The organism is Paenibacillus sp. FSL H8-0457, assembly GCF_038051935.1.
Taxonomy (GTDB): domain Bacteria; phylum Bacillota; class Bacilli; order Paenibacillales; family Paenibacillaceae; genus Paenibacillus_AQ; species Paenibacillus_AQ lautus_A.
Map to the genome: position 1 here is coordinate 4,914,245 of NZ_CP150293.1, position 24,988 is coordinate 4,939,232.

The window sequence follows — 24,988 nt, forward strand, 5'->3', positions numbered from 1 at the left end:
ATTATTTGATATCATGATTGACTGACATCTATTTAACGTTAGGGTCTGTCAGCCTATTATCCGATATCCACTTACCCTAATGCAAAAAAATAAAACACCGGAGCTTCGTCAAGAAACTCCAGTGCTTCCATATTCATGGCTTAGCGCCCGCCTATTTAACGGCTGCGTCTACTTCCGTGATCATTTCGGATACGGATGTCAATCCGCCGCCGGACAGATACCAGAAGTCAGGGTTCAAATACACGATGTTGCCCTCTTTCGCGGCATTGGTTGTGTTTACAAGTTCGTTCTCGACAACCGCTTTAGCGCCTGATTCTCCTTCACCCGTGGCTACCGCTGCACCGCGGTCCACAACAAAGAGATAATCCGGGTTCATCTCAACGATGTATTCATTCGAAATATCTTTACCATGCGTACTCACTTCAATGTTAGGATCGACGGCACCGAAACCGAACACGTCATGGAGAATGCCGAAACGGGAGCCTGGGCCGTATGCGCTGATTTTGCCTTCGTTCGCCAGAATGATCAGGGCTTTCTTGCCGGTTGCAGTAGCTTTCTCATTCAAAGCTTTGATGTTTTCGTCGATCGTGGCAAGCTCTTTTTCAACTTCGGCTTCTTTACCGAAAATTTGACCCAGCGTATTCATGTTCTCTTTGAAGGATTCCATGTATTTGCTTGTGTCCACGCCCAGGAAGATCGTCGGGGCAATTTTGCTGAGTTCCTCGTATGCATCCTGCTGTCTGCCGGAAATAATGATCAGATCCGGATCAATGCTGTTGATTTTCTCAAAGTCAGGCTCTTTCAGGCTGCCCACATTCTCATATTTCTTGTCTTCGAATTTGGACAGGTATGCCGGGATATTCGCTTGCGGAACGCCCAAAACCTCAACGCCCAATTTATCCACGGAATCCAGAATGCCAAAATCGAATACGACGACGCGGGAAGGATTTTTCTTGACAGGCGTTTCACCCAGCTTATGGGTAATCGTGATTTCTTCGGACGCAGGCGGCGTTTCTCCCGCAGCGTCGCCTCCACCCGCACCGCTAGTTTTATCGTCCTGCCCACAAGCCGCGAGCACAAGCGTGAACATTGCTACCATAAATAAAGCCAACCATTTTTTCATTCCTAACACCCCATTTTTTATATTTAAAGTCCTTACGATTCAACATATATTTGAATTTATGGTTGAATATGTAATCCATTTTGGACAGAGGAAACCATGCCGTCCTTTGACCAAGGCGGCCTAGTCCTTGTGCAGGGAGTGAAGCTCGCACGCTTCATCAGCTTCTCCCGGAGTCCATATCATATTTTCAATTCCCGCTTGTCGATTAACCGTAGTATACGCACACCCGATTGTCGTTAATCTCTTCGATCTCAATGTCCATGTCGTAGATGCCACGAAGAACATTGCTCTGAATGATGTTCTCGGTTTTCCCTTCGCTTTCAATCGCTCCGTCCTTCAATGCCACGATGTAATCCGAATAGAAGGAAGCGAAGTTTATGTCATGAATCACGATCACGATCGTTTTGTTCAGGTCGGCGACAAGCTTTCGGAGAATCTTCATAATCTGTACGGAGTGTTTCATGTCCAGATTGTTCAGAGGTTCGTCCAGCAGGATATACTCCGTGTTCTGGGCGATGACCATCGCGATAAAAGCACGCTGGGTCTGACCGCCGCTGAGCTGATGAAGATATTTATGCTGCATATCCTCAAGCTCCATATAGGAGATGGCTTCATCCACGAACTTCTCGTCTTCCGCGTTCAATCGGCCTTGGGAGTATGGAAAACGCCCGAAGGATACAAGCTCGCGCACCGTCAGGCGGAGGCTGATATGGTTCGATTGCTTCAGGATCGAAACCTTCTTCGCCAGGTCCCCGCTTTTCCATTGGCTCACCTCTTTGCCGTCCACCGTAATTTGACCGCTGTCCTTGCCCGTTAGTCTGCTAATCATGGACAGCAAAGTACTCTTACCGGCGCCGTTCGGGCCGATAAAGGACGTAATTTGACCTTTCGGGATCGTAACCGACACGTTATCAACGACTTTTTTGCCGCCATAGACTTTCGATACGTTCGTAACCTGGATCATGCTTTACTCTCCTTTAGTAGCAGGTATATGAAGTAAACGCCGCCGATGAAGTTGATGATGACGCTTAGCGTAGTAGAGAACGTAAACACCCGCTCTACCACCAGTTGACCGCCCACCAAGGCGATAATGCTAATCAGAATGGACGCCGTGATTAAGTGTGAATGCCGGTATGTTTTCATGAATTCATAAGCGACGTTGACCACAAGCAGTCCAAGGAACGTGATCGGTCCTACCAATGCGGTGGCCACCGAAATGAGAACCGCGACAACGATCAGAAGCCTCTTCACAACGTAATCATAGTTTACGCCAAGGTTGATCGCCTGATCACGACCCAGCGACAGCACGTTCAAGTACTTGGCAAACCGGCCAAAATACAGCAGGGTCAGCGCAACGACAATGGCGGACAGGATGAGCAGCTCGGTCTTCACATTGTTAAAGCTGGCAAACATCTTGTCGGACACGTACTGGAACTCGTTCGGATCGATCAGCACTTCCATAAAGGAAGACATGCTGGAGAACAGGGTTCCAAAGATCATGCCGATCAGCAGCAGGAAGTAAATATTGTTTCCTTCCCTCTGAAACAAAATCTTATATAGGATCCCGGCAAACAGGATCATCGCGCCGACATTGATCAAAAAGTTAACATTGCTGCCCAGTTTATACAGCGTGAAGGAGCCGAAGACAAAGATCACGGTCGTCTGGATCAGGATATACAAGGAATCCAATCCCATCACGCTTGGCGTCAGTATCCGGTTATTCGTGACCGTTTGAAACACCGTGGTAGACAGAGCGATCGCCCCGCCGGTCAGAATAATGGCAAGCACCTTCTTGATTCGTCTTGGAAGGGCGTAATCCCAATTGCCGCCAAGATCAATGAACAGAAAGACTGCCACCAGGATGATTGCCGCCGCGGCCAACAGGCCGAGTTTGGCTTTATAAGTCATAAGCCTTTCTCCTCATCAGTAAGAAAATGAATATACCGCTTCCGAGTACGCCCACGGTCAGACTAATCGGAATTTCGTAGGGATAAATGATGATCCGGCCAAGGATGTCACAGAACAGTACGAACCCGGCCCCCAGCAACGCGGTATGCGAAAGGCTTTTTTTCAAGTGGTCCCCTAAGTACAGACTGACAATATTAGGTATGATCAGACCAAGGAACGGAATCACGCCGACGGTCAGCACAACGGAAGCCGTAACCAGCGCAACGATGACCAATCCCAGGTTCACGACTCGCCGATAATGAAGTCCCAGGTTGGTTGCGAATTCCTCTCCCATTCCGGCTACCGTAAACTTGTTGGCAAACAGGTAAGCCAGAATCACAAGCGGGATACTGAGATACAGCATTTCATATTGGCCCTTCATGATCATGGAGAAATCGCCCTGCAGCCAAGCCGACATATTCTGTATAAGATCATATTTGTAGGCAAAGAAGGTCGCGACCGAGCTGACGATATTACCGAACATAAGCCCTACCAGCGGGATGAAGATCGCGTCCTTGAACTTGATCCGATCCAGTATCTTCATGAAGATAAAGGTTCCTGCCAGCGCGAATACGAATGCCACGAGCATTTTGATAAGCGGGCCGCTTGTCGTAAAGACGAGCATGGCGACCAAGATCCCCAATCTGGCGGAGTCCATGGTGCCCGCCGTCGTCGGCGATACGAACTTGTTGCGGCTGAGCTGCTGCATGATCAATCCACAGATACTCATGCTGACACCCGCCAAGATGAGGCTGACAAGCCGTGGAATCCGGCTTACAAGCATAATATGCTGTTGTTGTTCTGTCATCGAGAACAGTTCCAGTGGCGAGATATCTTTAACTCCAATAAATAACGAGATTATGGAGAGTACCACAACGGCTGCGAATAAGTATCTAATCTTCATGGCTCTTCCTTCTATGCGTATGTCTGTCGAAACTCCGGCAGTCAGCAATTCCCCAACCATTCTCATTGAGATTGATTATCAATTGCGTTCTGATATGGATTATATCATTCTCATTCTCAGTCGACAAGTATAATTGAGAATGAAAATCATTTAATTGGTTCATCCAAGTATCATTTGTTCATGATTTGTTCATAATATGGAGTTTCGCAGAGATAAACTTTATATCCCCGAGGCTGAGCCGCTTGGATTCGCGGTTCCCGAAATACATACGTATGTAGAAGCTGATTTAATTCTCAGTAACCGGGTATAAAAAATATAAATTAACTTTCCTTCGAAGCGTTGACAATCCCTCTAAGTTATATTAATATGCTAACATAATTATTATTTCTAACTAAACGTAAGTTAATGTGGAATGATAATTCAACGACAGCAATTCAACTCAACATGCATATTTGCTTGAATTAAAGGACATCTTTGTTATCAGGCTTATGCAAACATGATTACATCAGGAGGTTTTTTTCAATGTCTAAAGATTTTTCAGCAGCACTTAAGCATCGCCGTTCCCATTATGCCATCAGCAAAGACCCGGTCATTTCCGACGAACGCATCCAGGAGATTGTTAACGAAGCCGTTAAATATACTCCGTCTTCTTTCAACTCCCAAAGCGCACGCGTCGTTGTACTGCTTGGCGAACAGCATGACAAACTGTGGAACCTGACCGAAGGCATCCTGAAAGAGGTTGTCGGAGACGAAGAGGCTTTCAAATCCACAGCTGAAAAAATGGGCGCATTCCGCGCTGGATACGGCACTGTTCTCTTCTTCGAGGACAATAACGTAGTTGCCGACCTGCAGCAAAAGTTCGCGCTGTATGCCGACAATTTCCCGGTTTGGTCGAACCAATCCAGCGGCATGCTGCAATTCGTGGTATGGACGTCCCTCGAGGCAGAAGGCCTGGGCGCATCCCTCCAGCATTACAACCCGTTGATCGACGAGAAAGTGAAGTCCGAATGGAACATTCCGGAAAACTGGAAGCTGATCGCTCAAATGCCTTTCGGCAAACCGGTTGCAGATCCGGGCGAAAAAGAATTTGCGCCGCTTGAAGATCGCGTGAAGGTATACAAGTAAGCCATAGCTGGCCTAAGCCGCCTACCCAAGCCCTGAGGATTGGAATAGGCGGCTTTTTTATGGTGCCCTGCCATTGAAAACCTGCCGGCAAAGCGATACAATAACACAGGAAGCAGGCCTTTCGCCTTCTGATCTTCAGAAGTTCTTGGAGCCGGCTTGATACCAACTGCATATTTGATGTTTGGCTGTACTAGGGGTGCCATGTGCTGAGAGACGGCGGACCGCCGTTAACCCTTATCACCCGATCTAGATCATACTAGCGTGGGGAAGTGTAGCATTTATGTTTATTTCTTTGCGTAGGCATAACTGCACTTCTTCATGGGGTGCGGTTTTTTTGCGTGGACTTATACGATGGGGAGGAAAAAAATTTATGAATGAGCTTGTATGCGGAACCAGCCGGATCGTGGGTTGCCGGTTCTCGGTATTTCCCATGACGGATCGGTTCGTGGAAGTGATCACGGAAGCGCTTCGTTCCGTGGATTCGGAAAAGGTCTGGATCCAAACGGATGATGTAAGCACTTGTATTCGCGGACGTGCGGAGCATGTGTTTGATGTGACGAGAGCAGTATTCGCTCATGCCGCGGCTAGCGGCGTGCACACTGTGTTTAACGGTACTTATTCTATCGGCTGCCCAGGCGATACGGATGCCGATGCGTATATGAATGAGGATTCGACCCGCTTAAACCACGATATCGGGGAACACGCCGATATCGAAACGGCCTGCCAATTCGCGCTTTACCCGATGGGTAGCGCCAATTACATGGATGTCATTTACGCAGAAGTGGATCGTGCGAAGGCAGCGGGCACATTCGGTGGAAGCGTTCATTACGCCAGCCGATTGGACGGGGCGTTGTCCCGGGTGTTCGGATCACTCGAAGACGCGTTCCAACATGCGATTCAATCCGACAGCAGCCATCTGGTCATGACCGCGGTGGTTTCGGCCCACAGCCCATCCCCCAAAGCCAAAGCTTAAGGTCCTTTCCAACAGATAAAGGCAATAATATTGACGGTGTTTAAACCCAAGCACTCAAGATGATTACGAGCAGGATAAAGAGAACCAATATAGTTCCTACTGAATTGCCCCATGCGCCGCCGTATGCTCCGCTCATGAAGATCCCTCCTGGATTTAAAAGAATGACGTGAGTTAATCACGTTATTATCTTATTGCTTATGGCGGGCGAGCGTCACGGCTAATGTCCCCCCTCTTTTTTTATGCAGGGCTTATTTATTCCTCATAACCGACCAGCAGCCTGCCTCCGTACGGGCTGAGCGCTTCCTCCGTCAATGTAATAAGGTCCGCAGGATCGTCCTCCCGATAAATCGCCAGAAGCGCTGCCTCCAGTCGATCCCCCAAGGCTGGGCTATAGCGGTTGAACAAACGGAACAGCATCTTTCCTTCACCTGTCCACTCCCGGTTTGCCCTCAGCACGAATTCGCATAGAGTCGACGCTATTTTGTGTACAGTAAACCATTTTTCGCCTTCCCTGCGGGGACTTGTCAAGTCCAGCAAAAACTCGGTCAGGATGTAGCGGTATTCGGCAATATCGCTCGACGACAAGGGCATGGGGCCGTAATTCAAATCATTCCGGGCATCCGCCCGCACCTCTTCTCCCTCAGGCAACGAACGCAGCACCGTACCTTCGGCGACCATCCGCTGCAAAGACGGATTCGCCGCCAGCACTCCCTCGTCGAAATATTCGCGATAGGAGGATAAGGACAATATGAATATTTCCGCGATCCAGCCATGCGCCTCGATCGTCTTCCTGCTGAAGTCATATCCGTCCCGTTCAATGATGATGATGTCCAGATCGGATTGTTCATTATATTCACCACTGCTCGCGCTGCCGCCAAGTACGGCAAGCAAGCAGTGGGGATAATTTCGTTGCATGACGCGTATCGCTGCCTCCATCGGTTCCAGTCTCATGGCCGTTTCCTCCAGTAATTCTCTCATCCGCCACAAAAAAGGGCTCAAAATATTAAATTCAACAAAAACCCCAAACGTACCTGAATCATATGGTAAATAAACGATTACCCGCATTGACGATAAGGAAGAAGGGATAGATGAGATGAATTACATTCACATGCTCTCCAGATTAGGCATGGGCAGTGCCCACCCGGGAGGATTCGAGGCGACCCTCAGAATGCTGAAGAATTATCCCATTCAACCGGGCAGCCGCATTTTGGAGGTAGGGTGCGGAACCGGCAGAACCGCCTGCCATCTTTCGGAGATGGGTTATCAAGTGACCGCCATTGACCTGAACGAAAATATGATCAAAAAAGCCCGCGCAAGAGCCGAAGCCATGGGTATGGACGTGGAGTTCCTGCAGGCGGATGTATGCGCATTGCCTTTCGAGGACAACCGGTTTGATCTGATCATGGCCGAGTCCGTCACCGTATTTACGGATACCTCGAAATCGCTGCCCGAATATTACCGCGTTCTGGATCGCGGAGGCGTCCTGCTGGACAGGGAACTGCTGCTGGATAAGCCGATGCCGGAGCCGAAGCTTAAGGAGCTGCTCGAATTCTTCGGCATTCCTAATCTGATGATGAGGGAAGAATGGGCGGGGGCCCTTTTGTCTTGTGGTTTTAAGCAGGCTGAATTTTTGGAGTACAACCACTTCAACGAGCAATTAAAGGAAGAGCAAACCCGTCATCTGGATGCGTTTGAGCAGCGCGATAAAGGACTCCTGTTCGATGCTGCGCTCTGGGAAACGCTGTTCAAGCATGACCGCATGATTCTGGATAATACGGATTATCTCGCTTCCGCCTTATTCCGTGCGGTGAAATAATCCGGCTTCATCTCTATGCATCAAGAGGGGATCTGCATATGGCTGTGCTTCCCCTCACTCCCATCACACTCAGTTCTTTCGACCTAATTCAACACTTTTTGTCAATTCGTTATATCTAGTTTAGCCCGTCGATGCTATAATCATGGTAAATATATCCTATGTTGTTGAGGAGGACTCATTCTTATGGCATGGTTCAACAGACTCCCTATGTCTCAAAAAATCACCGCAGCCTGTTATCTCATTGCCGCTTTGTTTGCGGTACCCATGCTGCTTGCGTTTATTCTGATGGGTAAAGCAATCATTGGCGTGGTCATCGTCGTGGTACTAACCGGGCTTACTTTTCCTCTGTCTCGCCTCATTGAGAAAACGCTTACGAACTCCTTCGCGGAAATCTCCAGCGTTTCCGCCAAAATCGCCAAAGGCGACTTCACCTTCCAGGTGGAGGAGGTGGGAGGCATGAACGATCTGAGCAGAACCTTCAACAGCATGGTGGACAAGCTTCGCAAAATATTGCAGGAAACCTCGGATATCACCCGTCAGGTGATGACGTCAAGCTCAAGCATCTCGATCAAAAACCAGGAGCTTATTCAAGTGATGAATCAAGTCTCCCTTTCCTCCAACGAGCTGGCCGTCGGCGCCAACGAAATTTCGGAAGACGTATCCGAAATGACGCATTCCATCCGTGAGATCGAAGAGAAGGTCAGCAATTATACGCATTCGACCCAGGAAATGAATACCCGCTCGATCGAAACGCTGGGACTGGTTGAACAAGGAAGGGATTCGGTAGCCAAGCAGTCAGCAGGGATGCAGCGAAACATTGAGGCGACGGCCAAGGTTTCGGAATCCATCGATGCGTTGGCCCAAAGCGCCAGGGGAATCACGAAGATTACGGAGACGATCTCCGAGCTTGCCGATCAGACCAACCTGTTGTCCCTGAACGCATCCATCGAAGCGGCCAGAGCTGGCGAGCATGGCGCAGGCTTTGCCGTTGTCGCCCAGGAGGTGCGTAAACTGGCCGAAGAGTCCACGTCTTCAACCCGGGAAGTATTCAATCTCGTTCGGAGCATCGAATCGGACATCAAACACGCGTCCCAAAACATCAAAATCAATGAGGAGGTCGTCAGGCAGCAGACCGAGATGATCCGCGAAGCAGAGCTTGTGTTTATGGAGATCGTAAACAGCGTGCAGTATATTTCGGAACAGATCGCCGCTTTCTCCAAGGAAAGCCAGTCCATGCTGGATAGCGCGCAGAGCATTTCTTCCGCGATTCAGAATATATCGGCGATCACGCAGCAATCCGCTGCCGGAACGGAGCAAGTGTCGGCTTCCATGAACGAAGGCATCTCGTCGATCCAGAAGATGGCGGAAGAAGCGGAAGCGATGAATAACGCCGTTTTCCGGCTGCAGAAAACCATCAATATTTTCAAATTTTAAGCAGCGAGGCAGTCTACATAAACTCGCATTTATAGTAACTAAACTTAAAGGCCAAGAATCGATCGAGATTCTTGGCCTTTTTATCATTCTTCCTCTTGATGCTCGCTCCATAACCGCGCGAGGTTCACAAGCCGCCCTTCCTCAAATTCGGCGCAGTAAATATCAGGCAATGTGGTTCCCAGCCAAAAATGATAATCGAAGCGCTCATCATAATGCTGGAGCATGAGTGTCATGATATCGCCGTGCGTCCCGATCGCTACCCGCTTGCCTCCATATGCATTCAAAATGATCTCGAAGGCCCGGATCGCACGGCTTTGCGCGGCTTTACCGGATTCCCCTCTCGGGAAGGAGAAGGCCGAATCCTGGAACAGTTTCTTTTTGGCATCAAGGAAGGAATGCCCCTGCAAATCGCCGGCCATCCGTTCTCTTAAGTCCTCCTGCTCCGCAATCGGTAATCCTAAAGCGTCCGCCAATGGTTGGACCGTGTCCTTGGCTCGCTGATAAGGGCTCGACAGGATCGCGTCAATCCCTTCATCCCGCAGCATCTCCTTCACTCGCTCCGCAGCAAGCGATCCCTGGGCCGACAATCCACGAGACCGTTCCTTCCCCTCGATAAATGGGGATTCCGCATGTCTCACAAAATATATCATCGTCATCCTTCGATCCCCGCTTCTGGATTCGTCTCTAATTCGGGCTCCATCATCATCTCGACAAACGGCGTTAACGGCAGCAACCCCAGTGCGTCAATCGGAATCCATTTGGCTCCCAAGGAGTCTTGACCGTCACCGTCCGCTTGGATTCTAGCTTGATCATCCAGCAGCTCGACATCATAAATAATGCCGATATGATGCAGCTCTTCCATCTGATTCGCTTCATACTGATACACGATCGTATAAGAGACGGCCGTCCGAATGCTTCCCTTAATTGAACCAAGTCCGGTCTCCTCCATAAATTCGCGCTGAAGGGTATGCTCCGGCTCTTCGCCGAACTCGATCGAGCCGCCCGGTAAATCCCACTTCCCCTTATGCGGCCCTCTCGCTTTCTGGATCAACAGGATATGATCATGCTGAACCAGTATTCCATAAACGCCGAGATGCGTATGTTTCACCATGGTCAATCCCTCCTTTTCTCGCAGTGAAGGTCATCCATTGACTTCGGAAAAGAACGTCTCTCCCCTCCTTCACTTCTTGAATATCCTGCTGCACCTGCCGCCTCGTTAAGATTTCCCATTCCGAATACAGCTCATCAAGGATGGAAAAGGCCCTTTCGGTCGACAGATTCAACTCGATTAACCCCTCTTCCTCCAAACCAGTCTTCCGATCGATTTCCTTCACTTCCGTACTCATCATGATGCAGTGGATGCCCTGGTCCACGGTTCCAGCCTGCATTTGTTTGACCTTACATACGAAAGCTTCTTCCGAGCTCAAATGCTCCAGGCATGAACAGGCAATAATGTAGTGATAAGTCGCCTCGGCAATTTCGTAATGCTCTACGTCTGCTGCAAGTGCCTCGATGCTTGAGCTTACGCCGTACAACGCGGCATACTGCACCAGCTTGTCGATAGCCGATGGCAGCAAATCCACGCAGATGACCTGCCCGTTCGCCGATTGGATCCGCTGCGCAACCGGGAGACTGTTACGCCCGACGCCACATCCCAGATCCAGTACCCGCAGATCCTGAAACGGCAATAAGTCCAAAAAATCCAGAACGGTCTGAACGGGCTTGGCTAACCAGCTCCCAGGTTCAAACAATACGGCTTCTTCATACAATTTCTCGTGATACGACTTTTCCTTTTCACGCGCACGGTCGAATATGTTCAATGTTATAACCCCTTGTTTCTGCCGTTATCAGCCGCTTTCTAACCAATTCCACATAAGAATGCCTAAATCCTTGCCGATCGTATCTCTTACTCGGCAAACTCTAATCTAATCCTCGATGATCGCTAAACGCGGCCACTGATCCTTCCATTGTTTCTTGCGTACCCGTTCCAAGTAATAGCCCCGTTTATTAAAGTAAGGACTTCTTCGAACCCGAAGCGCGAATAAATCATCCAATCCGTAAGGACAGCAAAGCTCAAGCTCCCCTGCGACGTTCAGTCTGGCCCCGACCGCGGTGACCGTCTCCGGCCAATGGGTTAGCGCTGCATGGGTCGAATGATAGGGCTCATCTCCGTTCTTGGCATGCATTCTGGCCTGATTCTTGACCGACCATTTCGGGTTCGCCGTCGAGGTCCTTAAGTGCTGTTCCAGGGCAGCATCCCGTTCTTCGGACACATCATCCGGATCGAAGTAAACGACATCGATATCGGTATGCCGGTCCGTCCCGTCTAATCCATGCAGGATGTCCCATACATAATTTCGAATGTAACCTGCGGCAATATAACATTGCGGCAGGGCTAAATCCCGAACGATGCCCAAATCCGCCATCAATGGCTTGTGCTGCCTTATGTATTCCTTTAACCGTTCCTCTAACATGCCTTCACCGCCCATGAATGGTTGATATGAATCCCAGCTTGCTTGTAATCGCGTCGTCTCCAGGTCCCTCACGTTTACGAACCCCGCCGAATATGCGCGAGTATGCCCCAGAGAACCTTGATCCGTGTAAAAAAGCATAGACCGCTTCACGAGGAAACCGGCCTATGCACGCTTAGATAAAACTATTATATTCCAAATAATCCCTGACTTCTAGTCCTTCCTTGTATCGGGAAGCTGCTTACACAGCCGCATCCACCCGCTCCTGCGATGCACCGTCGCAGCGCTTGCACACTTTCAGTGCAGTACCGTCCGATTTGGTCCGAGGATACAACAGTTTGGTCCGGGTACTCTTGCACACCGGGCATGTGCCGCGTGCGCGAGTCGGTAAGTGCCATAAGGATTTGCCTCTTTTTTGTTTTGCCATTTGCCAGATCCCCCATTTCATAGATTCATTATCGTCACTCTTACATATATGAAAGGGTTCGGCATAACATGTCGGCAGCTCCCATGGAATCTTGCATTATCTAACAAAAAGAGAAGGCATCCGTAAACGCCCTCTCTCTAGCAGCATGATTCATGTATTCATAAACGCCACAATCTCTTCCTTAGCCGGTATGGAGGATTGAGCACCCGGACGGGTCACCGTCAATGCAGCAGCTGCGGTCGCAAACCGCAGGGCTGCTTCCGTATCCAGCCCCTCCGTGCAAGCTGCCGCATAAGCACCGATGAAGGTATCCCCTGCCGCCGTGGTATCCACGGGTTTGACGCGGAAAGCCGGAACGTTAAAACGCTCTCCGCGTGCATTCCCATAGAAGCACCCTAACTCGCCAAGGGTGATGATCACGTTGGAGGTGCCTCTTCCGATGATCGATGCTGCAGCAGCCTCGGCCGAAGCTGCGTCCTCCACCCTCAGCCCGCTAACCACGCCTGCTTCTGTTTCGTTTACAATCAATGTATCCAGCAGCGGAAACACCTCGTGCGGAATCGTTCGCGCGGGGGCCGGATTCAGCCAGACGCGAACGCCTGCCTTGCTGGCCGATCGGATGACATGCTGTGTCGTCTGCCACGGAATTTCATTCTGCAGCAGCACCGCATGTACGCCGTCCCAGTTCACTTCGGCGGCAACATCCTCTTCGGTCAGCCGCCCATTGGCTCCTTCCGAGAGCACGATATAGTTCTCGCCTTCTTCGTTGACCGTGATGATCGCGATTCCCGATGTGCCTGCCTTGGTGAGAACGGACGAGACGCCAACGCCGCGCTCCTCCAAGGAAGCAACCAAAGTGCTTCCAAAAGGATCCAGGCCCACGGCGCCGACCATGCTGCAATCGGCACCTGCCAAGGCTGCGGCCACAGCCTGATTTGCCCCTTTGCCTCCGGGAAAAAACTGTGCGTCCCTGCTATGAATCGTCTCCCCCGGCTGGGGAAACTGCGCTACATTACTCACAACATCCATATTGATGCTTCCAATGACAACCAGCTTGCGCAAAGTTAACCCGCTCCCTTCTGTTAAACCGGCTTCGGCTCGAATGTACGAACGCGAACTTCCTTGATCTCGTTCTCGCCATCCTCCAGACAACCAAAACCGAACATGCCGTGAGCATAGGCAGATTCCTTGCATTCCAGCACATTCTCTCCATTAATATACAAGATGAACCTGTCCCTCTCGGACACCAGCTTCAGGCGGTATTCTTTACCCAATGCCCAATCGTATTTTGCCGTAATCAAACGCTTGATCCCGAAATCCTGTTTGATAAACGATACGGAGTTCGGGCCGTCGAAGCCGGCCAGATAATGACGCATGACGCCTTGCGCCCTTGCAATAACACCATGGCTGGTGCCGAATATCGGTTTGATGGTCGCCTCAATCTCCATATCTCCGGCATAATAATTGCCTGAATAGGAGGAGGTATCCCCTTCTGAGGAACAATGCAGGGCACCGTCACGCAGTTCCCATTTCCCTCGATGATGCGAGAATGGGGTGACGGAAGCGAACTCTTTGGCCTGCTTGGCAAAATCGATCGTATAGTCTGAAGCCCCCGTGATGCTGAATTGCCCGACGAACAAACTTCCGATGGCACGGTTCAAGAGCGGCGACGGGCTCTCCAAGATCCAGCCGATCTCATCGATCATGGCACCATCCGTATCCGGAATGACGAATTGCACCGCGTTCCACTCTCCGCATACAGGAGTAAACGCATCCAAACGCACGTCCTCCTGGGTATAGGTATTGCGCACATACGGAGTCAAGGTAACCGGTTCGCCTTCCCACTGATCCGCATAAATGTGGGCGGATACGGTTTGTCCGCTATAGGCCAGCGGCGCAAAGGTCGGCTTATACTTCTCATCGTTGAACTCGGCGCGCCGGTAGAACGGTTTGAAATAGATTTTGCTGCTGTCGCCTTCAACCAGTCGATCAAAGACGACTTCCAAAGATCCTCTGCCATCATAGGCATTCTTGGTGGAGTGGCGCAAGACAGGCGTCTTGAACGAATTACTCGTCCGAAAGCCATGCGTAGATCCCGGCAGGTCGAAATCGAAGTATACTTCGCCCTGCTTCACCCGGCGAACCAGCTCTTCAGGTGCTTTCTCTCCGTTAAGACGATAGCCAAGAAGTGCAAGCTCTTTGGCGAATGTCGGAAAATCCACCAGATTCAAATAGCCGGACACGCTGGAAGCCACGATGAAGTCATTGATCGGCTTACGGTAATGTTCCGGGATTCCCGCCAGACCTCCGTAAACACCGAGGATCGTTCCCACATTGCCTGCGTTGCAATCGGTGTCCCAGCCGCACATCGAAGCGATCTCGACCGTGCGCGCATAATCTCCCTCGCCATACAGAAGGGCAAGCACGCACACGCCCGCATTCGGGATAATGTGGCATACGCCCGTATATTTATCGTATCCCCAGTGGTCCTCCAAATACTGGCGGCAAGCGCGGAAATCGGCGGGCTGCTCCCGATGGAAGTCCATCACCGCATGGACCACGCGCGCATAGGTGGAGTCATCCGGAATCATGCGCAGGCCTTCCGCGATAATCTCATCCATGGATGAAGCATTAAAGGCTTTGGCTATGCAAGCGGCCATGAAGCGGGCGCCATACAGCCCGTTGCCGTCGTGAGAGACGCTGGCCGCTTTTTCCGCGTAATCCGCCGCTTTCTCCGCTTGCCCCGGGAACAGCAGGCCCCAGGAATCGATGAAGATCTGGCCGCCGATCTGCTCCGCCATCTCCGTGCCGTTGACCTCGATCGAACCGGAACGAGGGGCCGGGATGCCTTTGCGCAGATTCACATAGGCGCGGTGCTCGGTACTGATATCCTCGCCGCCCCACCAGAACATGCCGATCCCTTCCCTAGCGTAATTGAGCCATGCCTTGCCCACATCCTCCGGCGAAAGCTCACGGTCCGTCGCATCGTCGTACAGCGCGCGAATAAAGAAAACCGGACCGTTTGCGTCATCGTCCGCGGCAAAGGTTTTGTACGGCTTCACGTAATCCCGGATATCGCCGTATACGTCCCGAATGCGTTCATACGTCCAAGCAACCGGTTCGATGGGAGCACCGAGCCTTATGCCAATGTTCATGCCGATGAATCCCGCATATACCGTCTCTACATAATGTTTAGGTATCATTTGCTCTCCCTCCTGTATCAACCATTCCTCTACATCCGCTGAGTTCCAATGGCTTGCAAAAAACTATGGGCTTACAATATTCTTGCGAGATTCATTGATGCGGAGATCCTCCTCGATGATCTTCGCGGCAATGCCGCTGAACCGGTCGGCGATGGCACACAGGTCCAAACGATTCACCTTATTCAGCTGTTCGATATCTTCCTTGCGGATGACCTCGCTGCCATACATGGCGCCCAGGATCACCCCGGCCATGACGCCGATCGAGTCGGTGTCCCGTCCGGAGTTTACCCCGTCCAGGATCGAACGGTAGTACTCTCCGTCATTGAGAACGATGAACGCCAGTGCCATCGGCAGCTCTTCAATCGACCATAGGCGGCTCGGCGTATAATGGTTGCTCGGAATACCAACCTTGTCGATATGGCGGCTCACGTCATCGCCCATCGGCGAATATTTGAGCATGATCGCCTGAAACACCTCGATCACTTTGTCCATGTCATCCCGCTGATGCCGCAGTTCCCGCGCAGCTTGCGTCATTTCCACAATGGCCGCTTTCGTGCCGTCTTTCGCCAGGCTGATGGCGGTGCGGACAATATCGTCCACACTCACCCCTGGCTCAAAGGCCTTCGCCACGCAAGCGGCCAGCACGCCCGCGGCTTCCAGGCCGTAGCTGCTCTGATGACCCATCGCAAACAGGATGGCTTCATCATAGGCCGCCTTGGGATTGCCCGCATTGACGATCCCGATCGGGGCAATGTACATCGCCGCCCCGCAGTTCACCATATTCCCGATGCCGCCTTCTCTCGGATCGCAATTGGCCAGCACATGACGCATGAGGATATATTTTTCCGGATAGAACAATCGGTCGATAATTAACGTTTCCTCATTCAGCTCAGGGACAAACGTCTTGCGGAACGCAATCTCCTTCACGAACTCGTTGCCCATATCATAGGCATCCAGATGCCTGCCCTCGGTTAGATACACGTTCATGAGCGCAATGGTCATCAGCGTATCGTCCGTGACAATCCCATCTCCCCTTATCCGGCCAAGCCGGACGTCGGGGGGCAGGTCCATCTTATGCCATCTTGTCATGAGGGATTCCACGCGTCCGTACTTGGACTTGATCTCCTCGTACGTCAATTTCTCGATTGGAGCTCCCATTGCGTCTCCGAGCGCGGTGGATATCACCACGCCCCTCACCCGGTTACGAAACGAAGTCATAGTTATAGGCTCCTTACTTGATGTTTTCGTTGGCGTATTTCGTTATCTCTGCTCCGCCTGCAGCATTCCAGGCTTCAACGAATTGGTCGAATTGGGACAAGTCCTTCTTGCCTGTAATAAAGTCCGTCGAATATTCCTTGTACAGATTGTTCATCGCATCCCAGTTCGCAATAAATTGCTCAGGAATGATGAAATTATTGTCTTCCGTGTAAAACTCGGTAGCCATTTTCAACGATTCGGTTCCAGGCTCACCCAATAGCGGCGTTTTCAAAGGCGTTTCGGATTTGATCTCGGTCGGCTCCCAGAAACGCGCATACCATTCGCTGTAATATTTCTCGTTCAGCTCGATCTCGCCGTCAACGACTTTATAATGCTCGTCTTCGAAACCGAGACGGTCCAGCATTTGCCCCTTCGGACTTGCAAGGTAATCAAAGACCTTGAACGCCACGTCTTTATGCGGCGACTGGGAAGAGATCGCAAGTCCTCTGGATTCCTTCGTTACGTCGGTTGCCCCGAAGCCTTGAGCTTCACCCTTGGCAGGCGGCAGCACGATCAGGTTAGCGTCTTCTCCGCCGAGCTCCTGCATTCTTCCGTCATACAAATCGATGATTTTGCCGGCCGTGCCCGTAATAACGGCAGCTTCCCCTTTATAGAAGGCATCTTCCTTCGTATCCCACTGCTTCGTAATGAATTGCGGGTCCAGCAGTCCTTCCTTGTAGAGCTTGTTGTAGAACGTCAGCTTTTCTTTTTCATTCTGGGAAACCTTGGAGTACTCATAAGTGCCGTCTTCCTTCTTAAGCCAAGTCGTATCCAAACCGAAAGCCGTATTGAAAATGAAGTTGATCTCGGCAATATCGCCTGCTGCCGTCAGCGCGTAACTCGGCTTGCCTTCACCGGGCTTCTTCTCCACCAACTCCTTAAAGAAGGCGTAATAATTGTCGACGGTCGGATTCTCCATCAAGGCCTTGGAGCTCTCCATGGCATTAAACCAGTCGGCCCGGATGACCGGGGTCTTCGGTGCGAGCGGTTTGATCCACAGCAGATACGGATAGCTTGCCATCCGCGTTTGGTTATGCGGCTCGATGATATCTTTAATGTAAGTGGATTTTTCAATGTAAGGTGTCAGATCCTCCAGCAGGCCTTGTTCGGCAATTTGCTGGTCGCCGCCTTGGAAGTAGATGATATCCGGAATGGTTCCGCCTAATAGCAGCAGATTCAGGTTCTCGGCATAACTGCCCTGTGCCAGATCCACAAGCTCGAATTTCACGTTCAAGCCTTCGTCTTCGGCCAGGGATTTCTCCAAGGTCTCGAAGAATTTAACGGAAACGGGATTCGCCGTTCCTTCATCCTTGTACACGATCTTCAGCGTAACCGGATCACCGCTTCCTTCAGGCTGCGCGGTCCCGGGCTCGGTCTGGCCCGCTCCCGGCGTCTTCGAATTCGATGTACATGCCGACATGACCATAACCAGCATGGCAACGATTAATAACAGGCTTAATTTTTTCATGTTCATCTTTCTCCCCTTTTTTGAATTTGAACATTCATGCCTTAAGTTAAGCTGCCTTCCTTAGCTTAATCCTTGACTCCGCCCTCCAGTTCGCCTTTGGCGTAATATTTCAAAATGAACGGATATAGGAATAACAGCGGCACAATCGCAATCATGATCGTACCTGCCTGCAGGGAAGCGAAATCAAAATTGATCGAGCTGTCGAACATGTTCTGGTTCCCGATCAGTGACGTATTGTCCTTACGGACAACAAACTGTCTGAGCACGACCTGCAGCGGCCATTTGGTCGGGTCCGAAATATAGAGCGTCGCCCGGAAATATTCATTCCAGTGGTACACTCCGTAGAACAAGCCCAAGGTCGCCAACCCCGGTTTTGAGAGCGGCAGGATGATTCGGCTGTACAAGCGGAAATGGCCTGCGCCGTCGATTCGGGATGCCTCCAGAATCTCCTCCGGAATGTCCTGAATGAACCGCATCAGAATAAAGAGATAGTACACGTTGATCGCTTTGTACAGGATCAGCGAGGTTAACGTATTCATCAGTCCGAGATCCTTCACGAGCAGGTATTCGGGAATCATGCCCGGCTCGAATACCATAATGACGATCAGGAAAAACAACACGACCTTTTTGCCGATAAACTCGGTTCTCGCCAGCACGTACGCTGCCATGGAGGTCAGCAGCAGATTCAGGAATGTGCCTGCCACGGTAATCCATACCGAATTCAGAATACTGCCCGTGATCAAGGGATTGGACAACAACAGCTGGTAATTGATCGTTGAGAATCCCTTCGGAATGATGTCCAGACCGCCCATCAGATGGGCTTTGCCGGGGTCGGTTAGAGACAGCGCCAGCAGATTCAGGAGAGGAACCAAGACCATGAGCGTAAATACAAACAACATCAGATAAATGACGATTTTGGAAATTTCAAGCCGTCTCATCGTAAATCCCTCCTTTACCAGACGCCCTTGCCCGAGAAGCGCTTCGATATGAAATGCGTGCCCAGGATGAGAATGATGCCGATCACGCCCTTGAACAGGCTCGCCGCGGTTGCATAAGCAAACTGTCCGTTTCCGATACCGATCCGGTACACATACGTATCCAGAATATCGACCACGCTGATGATGGAATCGTTCATAAAGTTAAACACCTGATCGAAACCAGCATTCATGAAGAAGCCCAGATTCAGAATGAAGACGGTTACAACTGTGCTGTATAAATGAGGAAGCGTGATGTACCTCATCTGCTGCAGCCGGGTCGCCCCGTCGATCTTGGCTGCTTCATACAATCCTGGGCTGATCTTCATGATGGCTGCCAAATAAATGATGGAATCCCAACCCGCGCTTCGCCAGATTTCGGAGAATACGAGCACCCAACGGATATGCTCCTTGCTGGTCATGTAATCCACCGATGGCAGTTGAAAGAAATTCGCAATCAAATTGACTCCGCCTTCGGCTGGGTTCAAGAGACTGATCCAGATCCCGGCAATCACGACCCAAGACAGGAAATGCGGCAGATAAACCACGGATTGCACATATTTGCGGTATTTCGAGCTCCGAACTTCATTAATCAGAAGCGACAGCATGATCGGAATCGGGAACACGAATACGATTTTCATCAAACTGATGATAATGGTATTCTGCAGCACGCTCGTGAAGGCGGGGGAGCTGAACAACGTCTTGAAGTGCTTCCACCCGACCCACACATGATCCCCGAGAATCCGGTAATCCTGAAAGGCGAGTTTCATGCCGTACAGCGGAATGATGTGAAAAACAAAAAAGTAGAGCAGAGGCAGCGACAGCATCGCGTATAATACCCAATCCTGCCTTAAGCGTCTTAACACCTTCATGTCTTACCCCTCCTCCCCATGTTCGACGGATAACTTCATGAGGGGAGCATGCTGCTGGGCACCGTACACGTCGCGGTCGCCGACGCTGCCCGACGATATATCCCGCGACATCGTGATCTTGAAACCCAGCGCCTGGTCGAAAAACACCAGATGATGAATCTGCTCCTCCCGTATCTGATACAGCTCGCATATGGTCCGTTTCGATATGATGCCGGACTGTTTCACTCTGTCATATTGCTCCTTGGAATCAAACAACACGTCTAATGTAATTTCGAAGGGGCCCGAGTTTTTGCTTCGCAGCACCTTCGCCAAATCGCCGAGTTGAGTCATGGTTTGATCCTCCTTATCGATGCTCTATACGAAAAGCATTATTTTTCATTTCCATCAGATGGTAGACGGAGAATTCATACACAGGACCGAACTCGATGTCGCTTGGCGCGAATGGAAACGCGAGATTGCCTGCCGTTGATTTCCGGCCTTCGTAGCCGTAGTGCAGGAAGGTGGAACGCACCGTCGCGCATATGCTGTTTGCCAACTCCTGCGTCTTGGCCACCACTTCGAACATGACGCCGATCTCGTGCCCGTCGAACGACTCGGGCTCCTTGCTTCCGAGAACGCCGTTCTTGCCGTAGTTGTAGAATTGAATCCGATAATCCGATTCCGGAATTTCCCGGTAATATTCCCGCGCCTGGTTGCGCACATATTCTTCAACCTCTTCCAGCTTCCCGATCAGGATCGGGTCCCGGATCCCTGCGACCACAAAGGTCCGATACGCGACGCGTCTTGCGCCTTCCAGCTTGATGAAATATTTCTCCGCCGGAAGGTACCTGCTGCCCGTCACGCGAACGACGCCTTTTTCCACTTCCTCGAATCGGCAATTCTCCAAATCAAGCGTGAATCCGGGACCATGCAGGATATACGGATGTTCCTTCTCATAGAAGGTATGGGCGGCAACGCTGGTCGGGCTGCACGTCCGGTTCGGGTTAAGCGATTGAACGGTAAACGAATCATCGCTGATCGTGCCAAGAATGCTGTCCTTGGTTGTGCCAGGTTCGGCGCACAGTGCGCCGCATTCCAATATTTTTCCCAGATGATAGGATAGCCCCGGGTCCTTGCCATGATAGATCCCGATCGCCGCGAATGGGGACGGATCATAAGCCCGGCCGCATACGATGATGTCTCCCCCTTGTTTAAGCGCTTCCACAATAGGCTCGTGTCCCATCTGGGCAACGATGCTGTTCGTGGAATCAATCCGCTCGCGGGTCAGTGGCGGAATGTTCGGGCTCAGTCCCTTGATTCTCCCTTCTTCGCTTGCCAGATGGATTTCCTCCTGCGTAAAATCCGCCCAGATAACGGACACCTTGGCCTGAAGACCCCGCTCATCCAAAATCTCATCAATGATATCCAGCGTCCAGTTCACATGGGTCCTTGCTCCCGAGCCGCCGGCCGATCCGATGATAATCGGAATGTTCCGAGGCAAACCCTGGGTGATCATGATGTCCAGGTCTTTCTTAACCGCGCGCTTGCTGACGATCGATACGCCGGCGCCCAGCTTATGCGGTCCGCCATCCGTAGATCCTGCATCCACGACGATGCCGTGCAGACCAAACTCCAGTCCGTTCATAAAGGATTGTTCAGGAAAGCCATATCCCAGCATGCCGCAGGGTGATAGAATTCGAATGTCTGTATTCATCTGCAGTCCCTCTCTACCCACATATTCACCCATGACCATTGGATAATTGGATTATCCAATTTGTGCTAAAAGGGGGTGCATTTTCCCCCTCTTAAACATGAATGTGGTTTTTCTGTATGTTTTCTTTAACCCGGCTAAGATGGTTCAGCAAAGCCAGCTTCGCTTTTACCGGATCCCGTTCCTTAATGGCTTGCATAATAAGTAAATGCTCTTCGTAGACCTCGCTCTTGCGCCCCGGAATCTGGGCTGTTTTGCTCAGCGTCCGCTGAAGTAAATCCATATGCAGTTCAATCATATTGACAAGGACCACGTTATGCGTGGCTTTGGCGATCGACAGGTGAAACGCCTGATCCGGCTTCGAGCGATCCTCCGCGTTCTGATCGATCTCCCCCCATGTCGCGAAGGCGGCTTCAATCTCGGCAATATCCTCATCGGTTGCGCGCTTTGCCGCCAGCTCCACGATTCCCGTCTCGAACAATTCCCGCGCCTCCAACAACTCGATGATGGTAGCGCGTTCAATGTTGTCCAGAATTCGGCTGCGATCCTCGGCAACGTCCAGTGCCTTGCTCAGGAAACGTCCGCCGCCCGGTCTGGCTTCAATCAATCCTTCGCGCTCCAGAATACGAAAGGCTTCCCGCAATGTTCCGCGGCTAATGCCGAAGGACTGGGCCAACTCCCGTTCTGTCGGCAGGACATCACCCGGAGCCAGATTCCCTTCCAGAATCAGATTCTTGATCTGTTCGATAACATCCTCGTATACCCGATGATATTTAATCTTCTTAATGGTCATATGACTACCCTCTCTATCCCTACTTGCGCAAACGATAATTGGGTGATCCAATTAACCGCACGTTTAGCATAAACGCATCTGAATAGGCTGTCAAGCATAAAAATAGCGCTTTCATCGATAAAATCACGGTAGTTTTGACCTATAAGGCATTGGAAACCGGATAATTGGGTCACCCAATCATCCGGCTTAATAAGGGATTAAGCCCCTCGAGTTAGCAATCCACGGAAGGATTCGGGGCGATTATTCTTGATTCTAAACTCCACGCGAACGACGGAAATTCCACCTACATAAATAACCCCGCCGTGGACGAAAATCCATGACAGGGTTTGTGCTCTACGACTTCAAATTTATGACTGCGATCTCCGTTTGTTCCATTGCCATCTTATGTAACCATATAAGCCGCCCAATAGAACGAAGCCTCCGATCGCTGCTGCTGTTTGCCACCCGCTGCTCCGTTCCACCATTCCAAACGTAACCTGGGTCTGCAGGGTTTCCACCCGTTCATATTGCCTGGTCAGATCCAGATCCTGCGCATGTCTCTGTGTTAGCACCATCCCTTGCAGCATCATAAATGCAAAATAGCCTATATATATTGCTGCGGCAAACAACACGGATTCCATCGCCAAACGTTTACGTGTCATCATGATCCAACTCCTCTCTCATTCTTGTTTTCTAACCAATACCACCGTCTTTATATCCATTTTACAATCTCACTGATGACGTAAGCCGCCGGAATAATCACGAGCTGGGCCAGCATCGTTCCGAAAAACCGCGAAACCATCAGCATCGTATACACCTTGCCCAGCTGTTCCCTCGCTTCCTCATTACGGGTGGCTTTGTCCGTAATCAAACCAAGCTGAGGATCGATAAATATCGTTAAGATAATCGTTGCAATCCCGTTGATCAGTCCGGACGCTTGGGAGGCCATGGTGCTGTACTGGGGAACGAGATGTGCGGCATACAGGGATGCCAGGACACCTACCGTGTAAAAAGCCGTAACCACGATATTCAGCAAAATGAACCGTTTAGGTACGCCTAAGTAGCGAAACTGGCTCCACTTCAGATTCGGCTTCCTGATGTAATGCCGTGTATTCTTGAGCTGCCCGATGGTCACGCTTGATACAAGCTTCGGAATGGATCCGGCGACCTCCAGTTTACTGATAATGCGGCTGAACAGATTGACGAAGGTAGGAAACAATGCGATTGCGACAATCGTTCCGATCGATGCAGCCAGCAATATCGCCCTGAAATAGGAGAGCACGTCAAACGAAGGATCCACTTTTGCATAATCCACGAATTTGCCCGTCAGCGGAGCTTGAACCAGGTTGGACGTTCTGGAAACCAGCACAATGATTCCGGTCAAGGATAACGCCACCGCAATTTTGTTCAATTTCACTCCGGCATATCTCGCAGAGTATGACAACGTCTCCGCCGTATGAATAATCATCGTCAGGACAAACACAACGATCAAGCTCTGTATCATAGAGGGTTCCTCCCCACCTGAGGTGCATGCTAAGTCGTGCCATATCATGTCACCGATTGAATCTGCAGTCTGTTTCTCCCTATATGTCTATCGCGTTTACGGCCGAATTAGTACGTGCCCTCCCTGCTCTTTAAGCATGAATGCCGTCCGGTCATAGATCTGCTGCAATTGCTGCCGAGTGATCAGGCTTGCGTTATGTTCAAACGTCACATGGAACCGTGAATTACGGGCGGCAACGTATTGCAAATAGGCGTAGGCTTCTCCATAGTTCGCATCATGATCATGCTCCGGCAGCACCGGCAGATGATGCGTGAACTTGTCCTTCTCGTACCATACGTTACTGTAATGGACCAAATAAATCCGGGACGCCATCCGATCGAGAAATGGGTATGGATCAAAACCTTGAAAGGCCCTGCGAGCTATATCAAGCCTGGCCGTATCCAGCACAAACCCGATGTCGGGATAAGCGTGAAAGCTATCGACCAGCACATCCCCGTAATCTCCAAAGAAATCATGCTCTAGCACAATGCGCTGCCCATAGCGAAGCTGGAGTTCACTGAGAAACTCAAATAACCGCTTCGACATTTCCCGGAATCTTTCTTTGCCCAATTGGCTGTAACTGTAACGCTCCTCGGGGCTAGGAAGTCTCGGGTACGGCGTGAAAGGCTCCTGAAAGATCGGATAAAACGGATAATGAAACAGCATATAATCTGCCCCTATACTGGAGGCTAACCGAACCTCGGCCGAGATTTGTTCAAGCGCTTCCCGAAAGATCTCGGGTTCGGGTGCATTGACTTGAGGCAACCGATATCCCCCTTTACGAAGAATCGGGGCATGAACACCGAACGCGATCCGCTGGTTACGGCAAAAATCGCTGACCTCAACCAACGCCTCCCGATTCGGAAAGCTGCATATTTCCATCCCGCTGATATGTTTGTCCGCAAGCCGTTCCCATCGCTCTTCCGTAAACTGATCCCACATGCCTATCTGTAAACGACGCTGAGTCATGTGCTTCCGCCTCCTTCGAG

27 protein-coding genes and 1 riboswitch are annotated in these 24,988 nt (G+C 50.8%); of the genes, 4 read left to right on the forward strand and 23 right to left on the reverse strand.

The window, feature by feature from the left end:
• Window positions 1-151: 151 nt before the first annotated feature.
• The 4 genes from MHI43_RS21815 to MHI43_RS21830 all read right to left on the reverse strand — a co-directional run bounded on the left by MHI43_RS21815 (window position 152) and on the right by MHI43_RS21830 (window position 3,974).
• Window positions 152-1,123, reverse strand: coding sequence for a siderophore ABC transporter substrate-binding protein (locus tag MHI43_RS21815; protein ID WP_036664040.1), 972 nt, complete (start codon window positions 1,121-1,123; stop codon window positions 152-154).
• 205 nt (window positions 1,124-1,328) lie between these two features.
• The gene (locus tag MHI43_RS21820; RefSeq protein WP_036664042.1) at window positions 1,329-2,087 is read right to left on the reverse strand and encodes an ABC transporter ATP-binding protein; all 759 of its coding nucleotides are present in this window, start codon (window positions 2,085-2,087) and stop codon (window positions 1,329-1,331) included.
• The gene (locus MHI43_RS21825) at window positions 2,084-3,031 is read right to left on the reverse strand and encodes an iron chelate uptake ABC transporter family permease subunit (RefSeq protein WP_036664044.1); all 948 of its coding nucleotides are present in this window, start codon (window positions 3,029-3,031) and stop codon (window positions 2,084-2,086) included. Before MHI43_RS21825 ends, MHI43_RS21820 begins: the two co-directional genes overlap by 4 nt.
• Complete coding sequence (locus MHI43_RS21830) at window positions 3,021-3,974, reverse strand: ABC transporter permease (RefSeq protein ID WP_015736422.1); 954 nt, start codon at window positions 3,972-3,974, stop codon at window positions 3,021-3,023. The genes MHI43_RS21825 and MHI43_RS21830 overlap by 11 nt, the downstream gene beginning before the upstream one ends.
• 522 nt (window positions 3,975-4,496) lie before the next feature.
• On the opposite strand from MHI43_RS21830, the gene MHI43_RS21835 reads away from it, so the two are divergent.
• A complete protein-coding gene (locus MHI43_RS21835; RefSeq protein ID WP_036664046.1) occupies window positions 4,497-5,099 on the forward strand; it encodes a nitroreductase family protein in 603 nt (200 codons plus the stop codon).
• 182 nt (window positions 5,100-5,281) lie between these two features.
• Window positions 5,282-5,384: riboswitch (TPP riboswitch) on the forward strand.
• A gap of 85 nt (window positions 5,385-5,469) precedes the next feature.
• On the forward strand, window positions 5,470-6,072 hold the full coding sequence (locus tag MHI43_RS21840) for a YkoF family thiamine/hydroxymethylpyrimidine-binding protein (RefSeq protein WP_036664048.1): 603 nt from the start codon (window positions 5,470-5,472) through the stop codon (window positions 6,070-6,072).
• A 40-nt stretch (window positions 6,073-6,112) separates the two neighbouring features.
• Here the strand turns inward: MHI43_RS21840 and MHI43_RS21845 are convergent, their stop codons facing one another.
• Together MHI43_RS21845 and MHI43_RS21850 are read right to left on the reverse strand one after the other, a co-directional pair.
• Window positions 6,113-6,208 carry a hypothetical protein gene (locus MHI43_RS21845; RefSeq protein ID WP_015736424.1) on the reverse strand — a complete coding sequence of 32 codons (96 nt, stop codon included), beginning with the start codon at window positions 6,206-6,208 and terminating at the stop codon, window positions 6,113-6,115.
• 116 nt (window positions 6,209-6,324) lie between these two features.
• Window positions 6,325-7,023: a nucleotidyltransferase domain-containing protein gene (locus MHI43_RS21850; RefSeq protein ID WP_036664051.1), complete on the reverse strand. Its 699-nt coding sequence runs from the start codon at window positions 7,021-7,023 to the stop codon at window positions 6,325-6,327.
• Between the two features lie 142 nt (window positions 7,024-7,165).
• On the opposite strand from MHI43_RS21850, the gene MHI43_RS21855 reads away from it, so the two are divergent.
• Together MHI43_RS21855 and MHI43_RS21860 are read left to right on the forward strand one after the other, a co-directional pair.
• The gene (locus MHI43_RS21855; protein ID WP_015736426.1) at window positions 7,166-7,888 is read left to right on the forward strand and encodes a class I SAM-dependent methyltransferase; all 723 of its coding nucleotides are present in this window, start codon (window positions 7,166-7,168) and stop codon (window positions 7,886-7,888) included.
• A gap of 183 nt (window positions 7,889-8,071) precedes the next feature.
• On the forward strand, window positions 8,072-9,322 hold the full coding sequence (locus MHI43_RS21860) for a methyl-accepting chemotaxis protein (RefSeq protein ID WP_015736427.1): 1,251 nt from the start codon (window positions 8,072-8,074) through the stop codon (window positions 9,320-9,322).
• Window positions 9,323-9,405: 83 nt separating this feature from the next.
• Here MHI43_RS21860 and MHI43_RS21865 read toward each other — a convergent pair whose 3' ends face one another.
• From MHI43_RS21865 to MHI43_RS21945, 17 genes are all read right to left on the reverse strand, one after another.
• Complete coding sequence (locus MHI43_RS21865) at window positions 9,406-9,960, reverse strand: histidine phosphatase family protein (RefSeq protein ID WP_341283162.1); 555 nt, start codon at window positions 9,958-9,960, stop codon at window positions 9,406-9,408.
• Window positions 9,961-9,974: 14 nt separating this feature from the next.
• On the reverse strand, window positions 9,975-10,433 hold the full coding sequence (locus MHI43_RS21870) for an NUDIX domain-containing protein (protein WP_036664056.1): 459 nt from the start codon (window positions 10,431-10,433) through the stop codon (window positions 9,975-9,977).
• The gene (locus MHI43_RS21875) at window positions 10,384-11,142 is read right to left on the reverse strand and encodes a class I SAM-dependent methyltransferase (protein ID WP_051425384.1); all 759 of its coding nucleotides are present in this window, start codon (window positions 11,140-11,142) and stop codon (window positions 10,384-10,386) included. Before MHI43_RS21875 ends, MHI43_RS21870 begins: the two co-directional genes overlap by 50 nt.
• A 105-nt stretch (window positions 11,143-11,247) precedes the next feature.
• Window positions 11,248-11,796 carry a nucleotidyltransferase family protein gene (locus tag MHI43_RS21880; RefSeq protein ID WP_036664293.1) on the reverse strand — a complete coding sequence of 183 codons (549 nt, stop codon included), beginning with the start codon at window positions 11,794-11,796 and terminating at the stop codon, window positions 11,248-11,250.
• Between the two features lie 238 nt (window positions 11,797-12,034).
• Window positions 12,035-12,220, reverse strand: a complete 186-nt coding sequence (locus MHI43_RS21885) for a hypothetical protein (RefSeq protein WP_081746334.1) — start codon at window positions 12,218-12,220, stop codon at window positions 12,035-12,037.
• Window positions 12,221-12,370: 150 nt separating this feature from the next.
• Window positions 12,371-13,282, reverse strand: coding sequence for a ribokinase (rbsK, locus tag MHI43_RS21890; RefSeq protein WP_015736432.1), 912 nt, complete (start codon window positions 13,280-13,282; stop codon window positions 12,371-12,373).
• Between the two features lie 20 nt (window positions 13,283-13,302).
• On the reverse strand, window positions 13,303-15,423 hold the full coding sequence (locus tag MHI43_RS21895) for an ADP-ribosylglycohydrolase family protein (RefSeq protein ID WP_036664059.1): 2,121 nt from the start codon (window positions 15,421-15,423) through the stop codon (window positions 13,303-13,305).
• Window positions 15,424-15,486: 63 nt separating this feature from the next.
• Window positions 15,487-16,641, reverse strand: coding sequence for an ADP-ribosylglycohydrolase family protein (locus tag MHI43_RS21900; RefSeq protein ID WP_036664062.1), 1,155 nt, complete (start codon window positions 16,639-16,641; stop codon window positions 15,487-15,489).
• 13 nt (window positions 16,642-16,654) lie between these two features.
• Entirely contained in the window at window positions 16,655-18,148 is a 1,494-nt protein-coding gene (locus tag MHI43_RS21905) for an extracellular solute-binding protein (RefSeq protein WP_036664295.1), read from the reverse strand.
• A 65-nt stretch (window positions 18,149-18,213) separates the two neighbouring features.
• Window positions 18,214-19,086, reverse strand: coding sequence for a carbohydrate ABC transporter permease (locus tag MHI43_RS21910; protein WP_009589953.1), 873 nt, complete (start codon window positions 19,084-19,086; stop codon window positions 18,214-18,216).
• Window positions 19,087-19,100: 14 nt separating this feature from the next.
• A complete protein-coding gene (locus tag MHI43_RS21915) occupies window positions 19,101-19,994 on the reverse strand; it encodes an ABC transporter permease subunit (protein ID WP_009589957.1) in 894 nt (297 codons plus the stop codon).
• A gap of 3 nt (window positions 19,995-19,997) precedes the next feature.
• A complete protein-coding gene (locus MHI43_RS21920) occupies window positions 19,998-20,324 on the reverse strand; it encodes a DUF4387 domain-containing protein (protein WP_015736436.1) in 327 nt (108 codons plus the stop codon).
• 13 nt (window positions 20,325-20,337) lie between these two features.
• Window positions 20,338-21,687, reverse strand: coding sequence for an acyclic terpene utilization AtuA family protein (locus tag MHI43_RS21925; RefSeq protein ID WP_036664065.1), 1,350 nt, complete (start codon window positions 21,685-21,687; stop codon window positions 20,338-20,340).
• A 91-nt stretch (window positions 21,688-21,778) separates the two neighbouring features.
• Window positions 21,779-22,477, reverse strand: a complete 699-nt coding sequence (locus tag MHI43_RS21930; protein WP_015736438.1) for a FadR/GntR family transcriptional regulator — start codon at window positions 22,475-22,477, stop codon at window positions 21,779-21,781.
• A gap of 347 nt (window positions 22,478-22,824) precedes the next feature.
• Window positions 22,825-23,121, reverse strand: coding sequence for a hypothetical protein (locus MHI43_RS21935; RefSeq protein WP_036664067.1), 297 nt, complete (start codon window positions 23,119-23,121; stop codon window positions 22,825-22,827).
• Between the two features lie 47 nt (window positions 23,122-23,168).
• Window positions 23,169-23,960, reverse strand: coding sequence for a lipid II flippase Amj family protein (locus tag MHI43_RS21940; RefSeq protein WP_015736440.1), 792 nt, complete (start codon window positions 23,958-23,960; stop codon window positions 23,169-23,171).
• A 96-nt stretch (window positions 23,961-24,056) separates the two neighbouring features.
• A complete protein-coding gene (locus tag MHI43_RS21945; protein WP_036664069.1) occupies window positions 24,057-24,968 on the reverse strand; it encodes a TIM barrel protein in 912 nt (303 codons plus the stop codon).
• Window positions 24,969-24,988 lie beyond the last annotated feature (20 nt).

Coding starts and splice junctions, on each gene's coding strand:
- MHI43_RS21855 (WP_015736426.1), top strand. CDS start 7,166: ATGAATTACATTCACATGCTCTCCAGATTAGGCATGGGCAGTGCCCAC.
- MHI43_RS21860 (WP_015736427.1), top strand. CDS start 8,072: ATGGCATGGTTCAACAGACTCCCTATGTCTCAAAAAATCACCGCAGCC.
- MHI43_RS21935 (WP_036664067.1), bottom strand. CDS start 23,121: ATGATGACACGTAAACGTTTGGCGATGGAATCCGTGTTGTTTGCCGCA.
- MHI43_RS21885 (WP_081746334.1), bottom strand. CDS start 12,220: ATGGCAAAACAAAAAAGAGGCAAATCCTTATGGCACTTACCGACTCGC.
- MHI43_RS21850 (WP_036664051.1), bottom strand. CDS start 7,023: ATGAGACTGGAACCGATGGAGGCAGCGATACGCGTCATGCAACGAAAT.
- MHI43_RS21925 (WP_036664065.1), bottom strand. CDS start 21,687: ATGAATACAGACATTCGAATTCTATCACCCTGCGGCATGCTGGGATAT.
- MHI43_RS21920 (WP_015736436.1), bottom strand. CDS start 20,324: ATGACTCAACTCGGCGATTTGGCGAAGGTGCTGCGAAGCAAAAACTCG.
- MHI43_RS21845 (WP_015736424.1), bottom strand. CDS start 6,208: ATGAGCGGAGCATACGGCGGCGCATGGGGCAATTCAGTAGGAACTATA.
- MHI43_RS21915 (WP_009589957.1), bottom strand. CDS start 19,994: ATGAAGGTGTTAAGACGCTTAAGGCAGGATTGGGTATTATACGCGATG.
- MHI43_RS21905 (WP_036664295.1), bottom strand. CDS start 18,148: ATGAAAAAATTAAGCCTGTTATTAATCGTTGCCATGCTGGTTATGGTC.
- MHI43_RS21910 (WP_009589953.1), bottom strand. CDS start 19,086: ATGAGACGGCTTGAAATTTCCAAAATCGTCATTTATCTGATGTTGTTT.
- MHI43_RS21930 (WP_015736438.1), bottom strand. CDS start 22,477: ATGACCATTAAGAAGATTAAATATCATCGGGTATACGAGGATGTTATC.
- MHI43_RS21880 (WP_036664293.1), bottom strand. CDS start 11,796: ATGTTAGAGGAACGGTTAAAGGAATACATAAGGCAGCACAAGCCATTG.
- MHI43_RS21940 (WP_015736440.1), bottom strand. CDS start 23,960: ATGATACAGAGCTTGATCGTTGTGTTTGTCCTGACGATGATTATTCAT.
- MHI43_RS21830 (WP_015736422.1), bottom strand. CDS start 3,974: ATGAAGATTAGATACTTATTCGCAGCCGTTGTGGTACTCTCCATAATC.
- MHI43_RS21895 (WP_036664059.1), bottom strand. CDS start 15,423: ATGATACCTAAACATTATGTAGAGACGGTATATGCGGGATTCATCGGC.
- MHI43_RS21945 (WP_036664069.1), bottom strand. CDS start 24,968: ATGACTCAGCGTCGTTTACAGATAGGCATGTGGGATCAGTTTACGGAA.
- MHI43_RS21815 (WP_036664040.1), bottom strand. CDS start 1,123: ATGAAAAAATGGTTGGCTTTATTTATGGTAGCAATGTTCACGCTTGTG.
- MHI43_RS21835 (WP_036664046.1), top strand. CDS start 4,497: ATGTCTAAAGATTTTTCAGCAGCACTTAAGCATCGCCGTTCCCATTAT.
- MHI43_RS21900 (WP_036664062.1), bottom strand. CDS start 16,641: ATGACTTCGTTTCGTAACCGGGTGAGGGGCGTGGTGATATCCACCGCG.
- MHI43_RS21820 (WP_036664042.1), bottom strand. CDS start 2,087: ATGATCCAGGTTACGAACGTATCGAAAGTCTATGGCGGCAAAAAAGTC.
- MHI43_RS21840 (WP_036664048.1), top strand. CDS start 5,470: ATGAATGAGCTTGTATGCGGAACCAGCCGGATCGTGGGTTGCCGGTTC.
- MHI43_RS21870 (WP_036664056.1), bottom strand. CDS start 10,433: ATGGTGAAACATACGCATCTCGGCGTTTATGGAATACTGGTTCAGCAT.
- MHI43_RS21825 (WP_036664044.1), bottom strand. CDS start 3,031: ATGACTTATAAAGCCAAACTCGGCCTGTTGGCCGCGGCGGCAATCATC.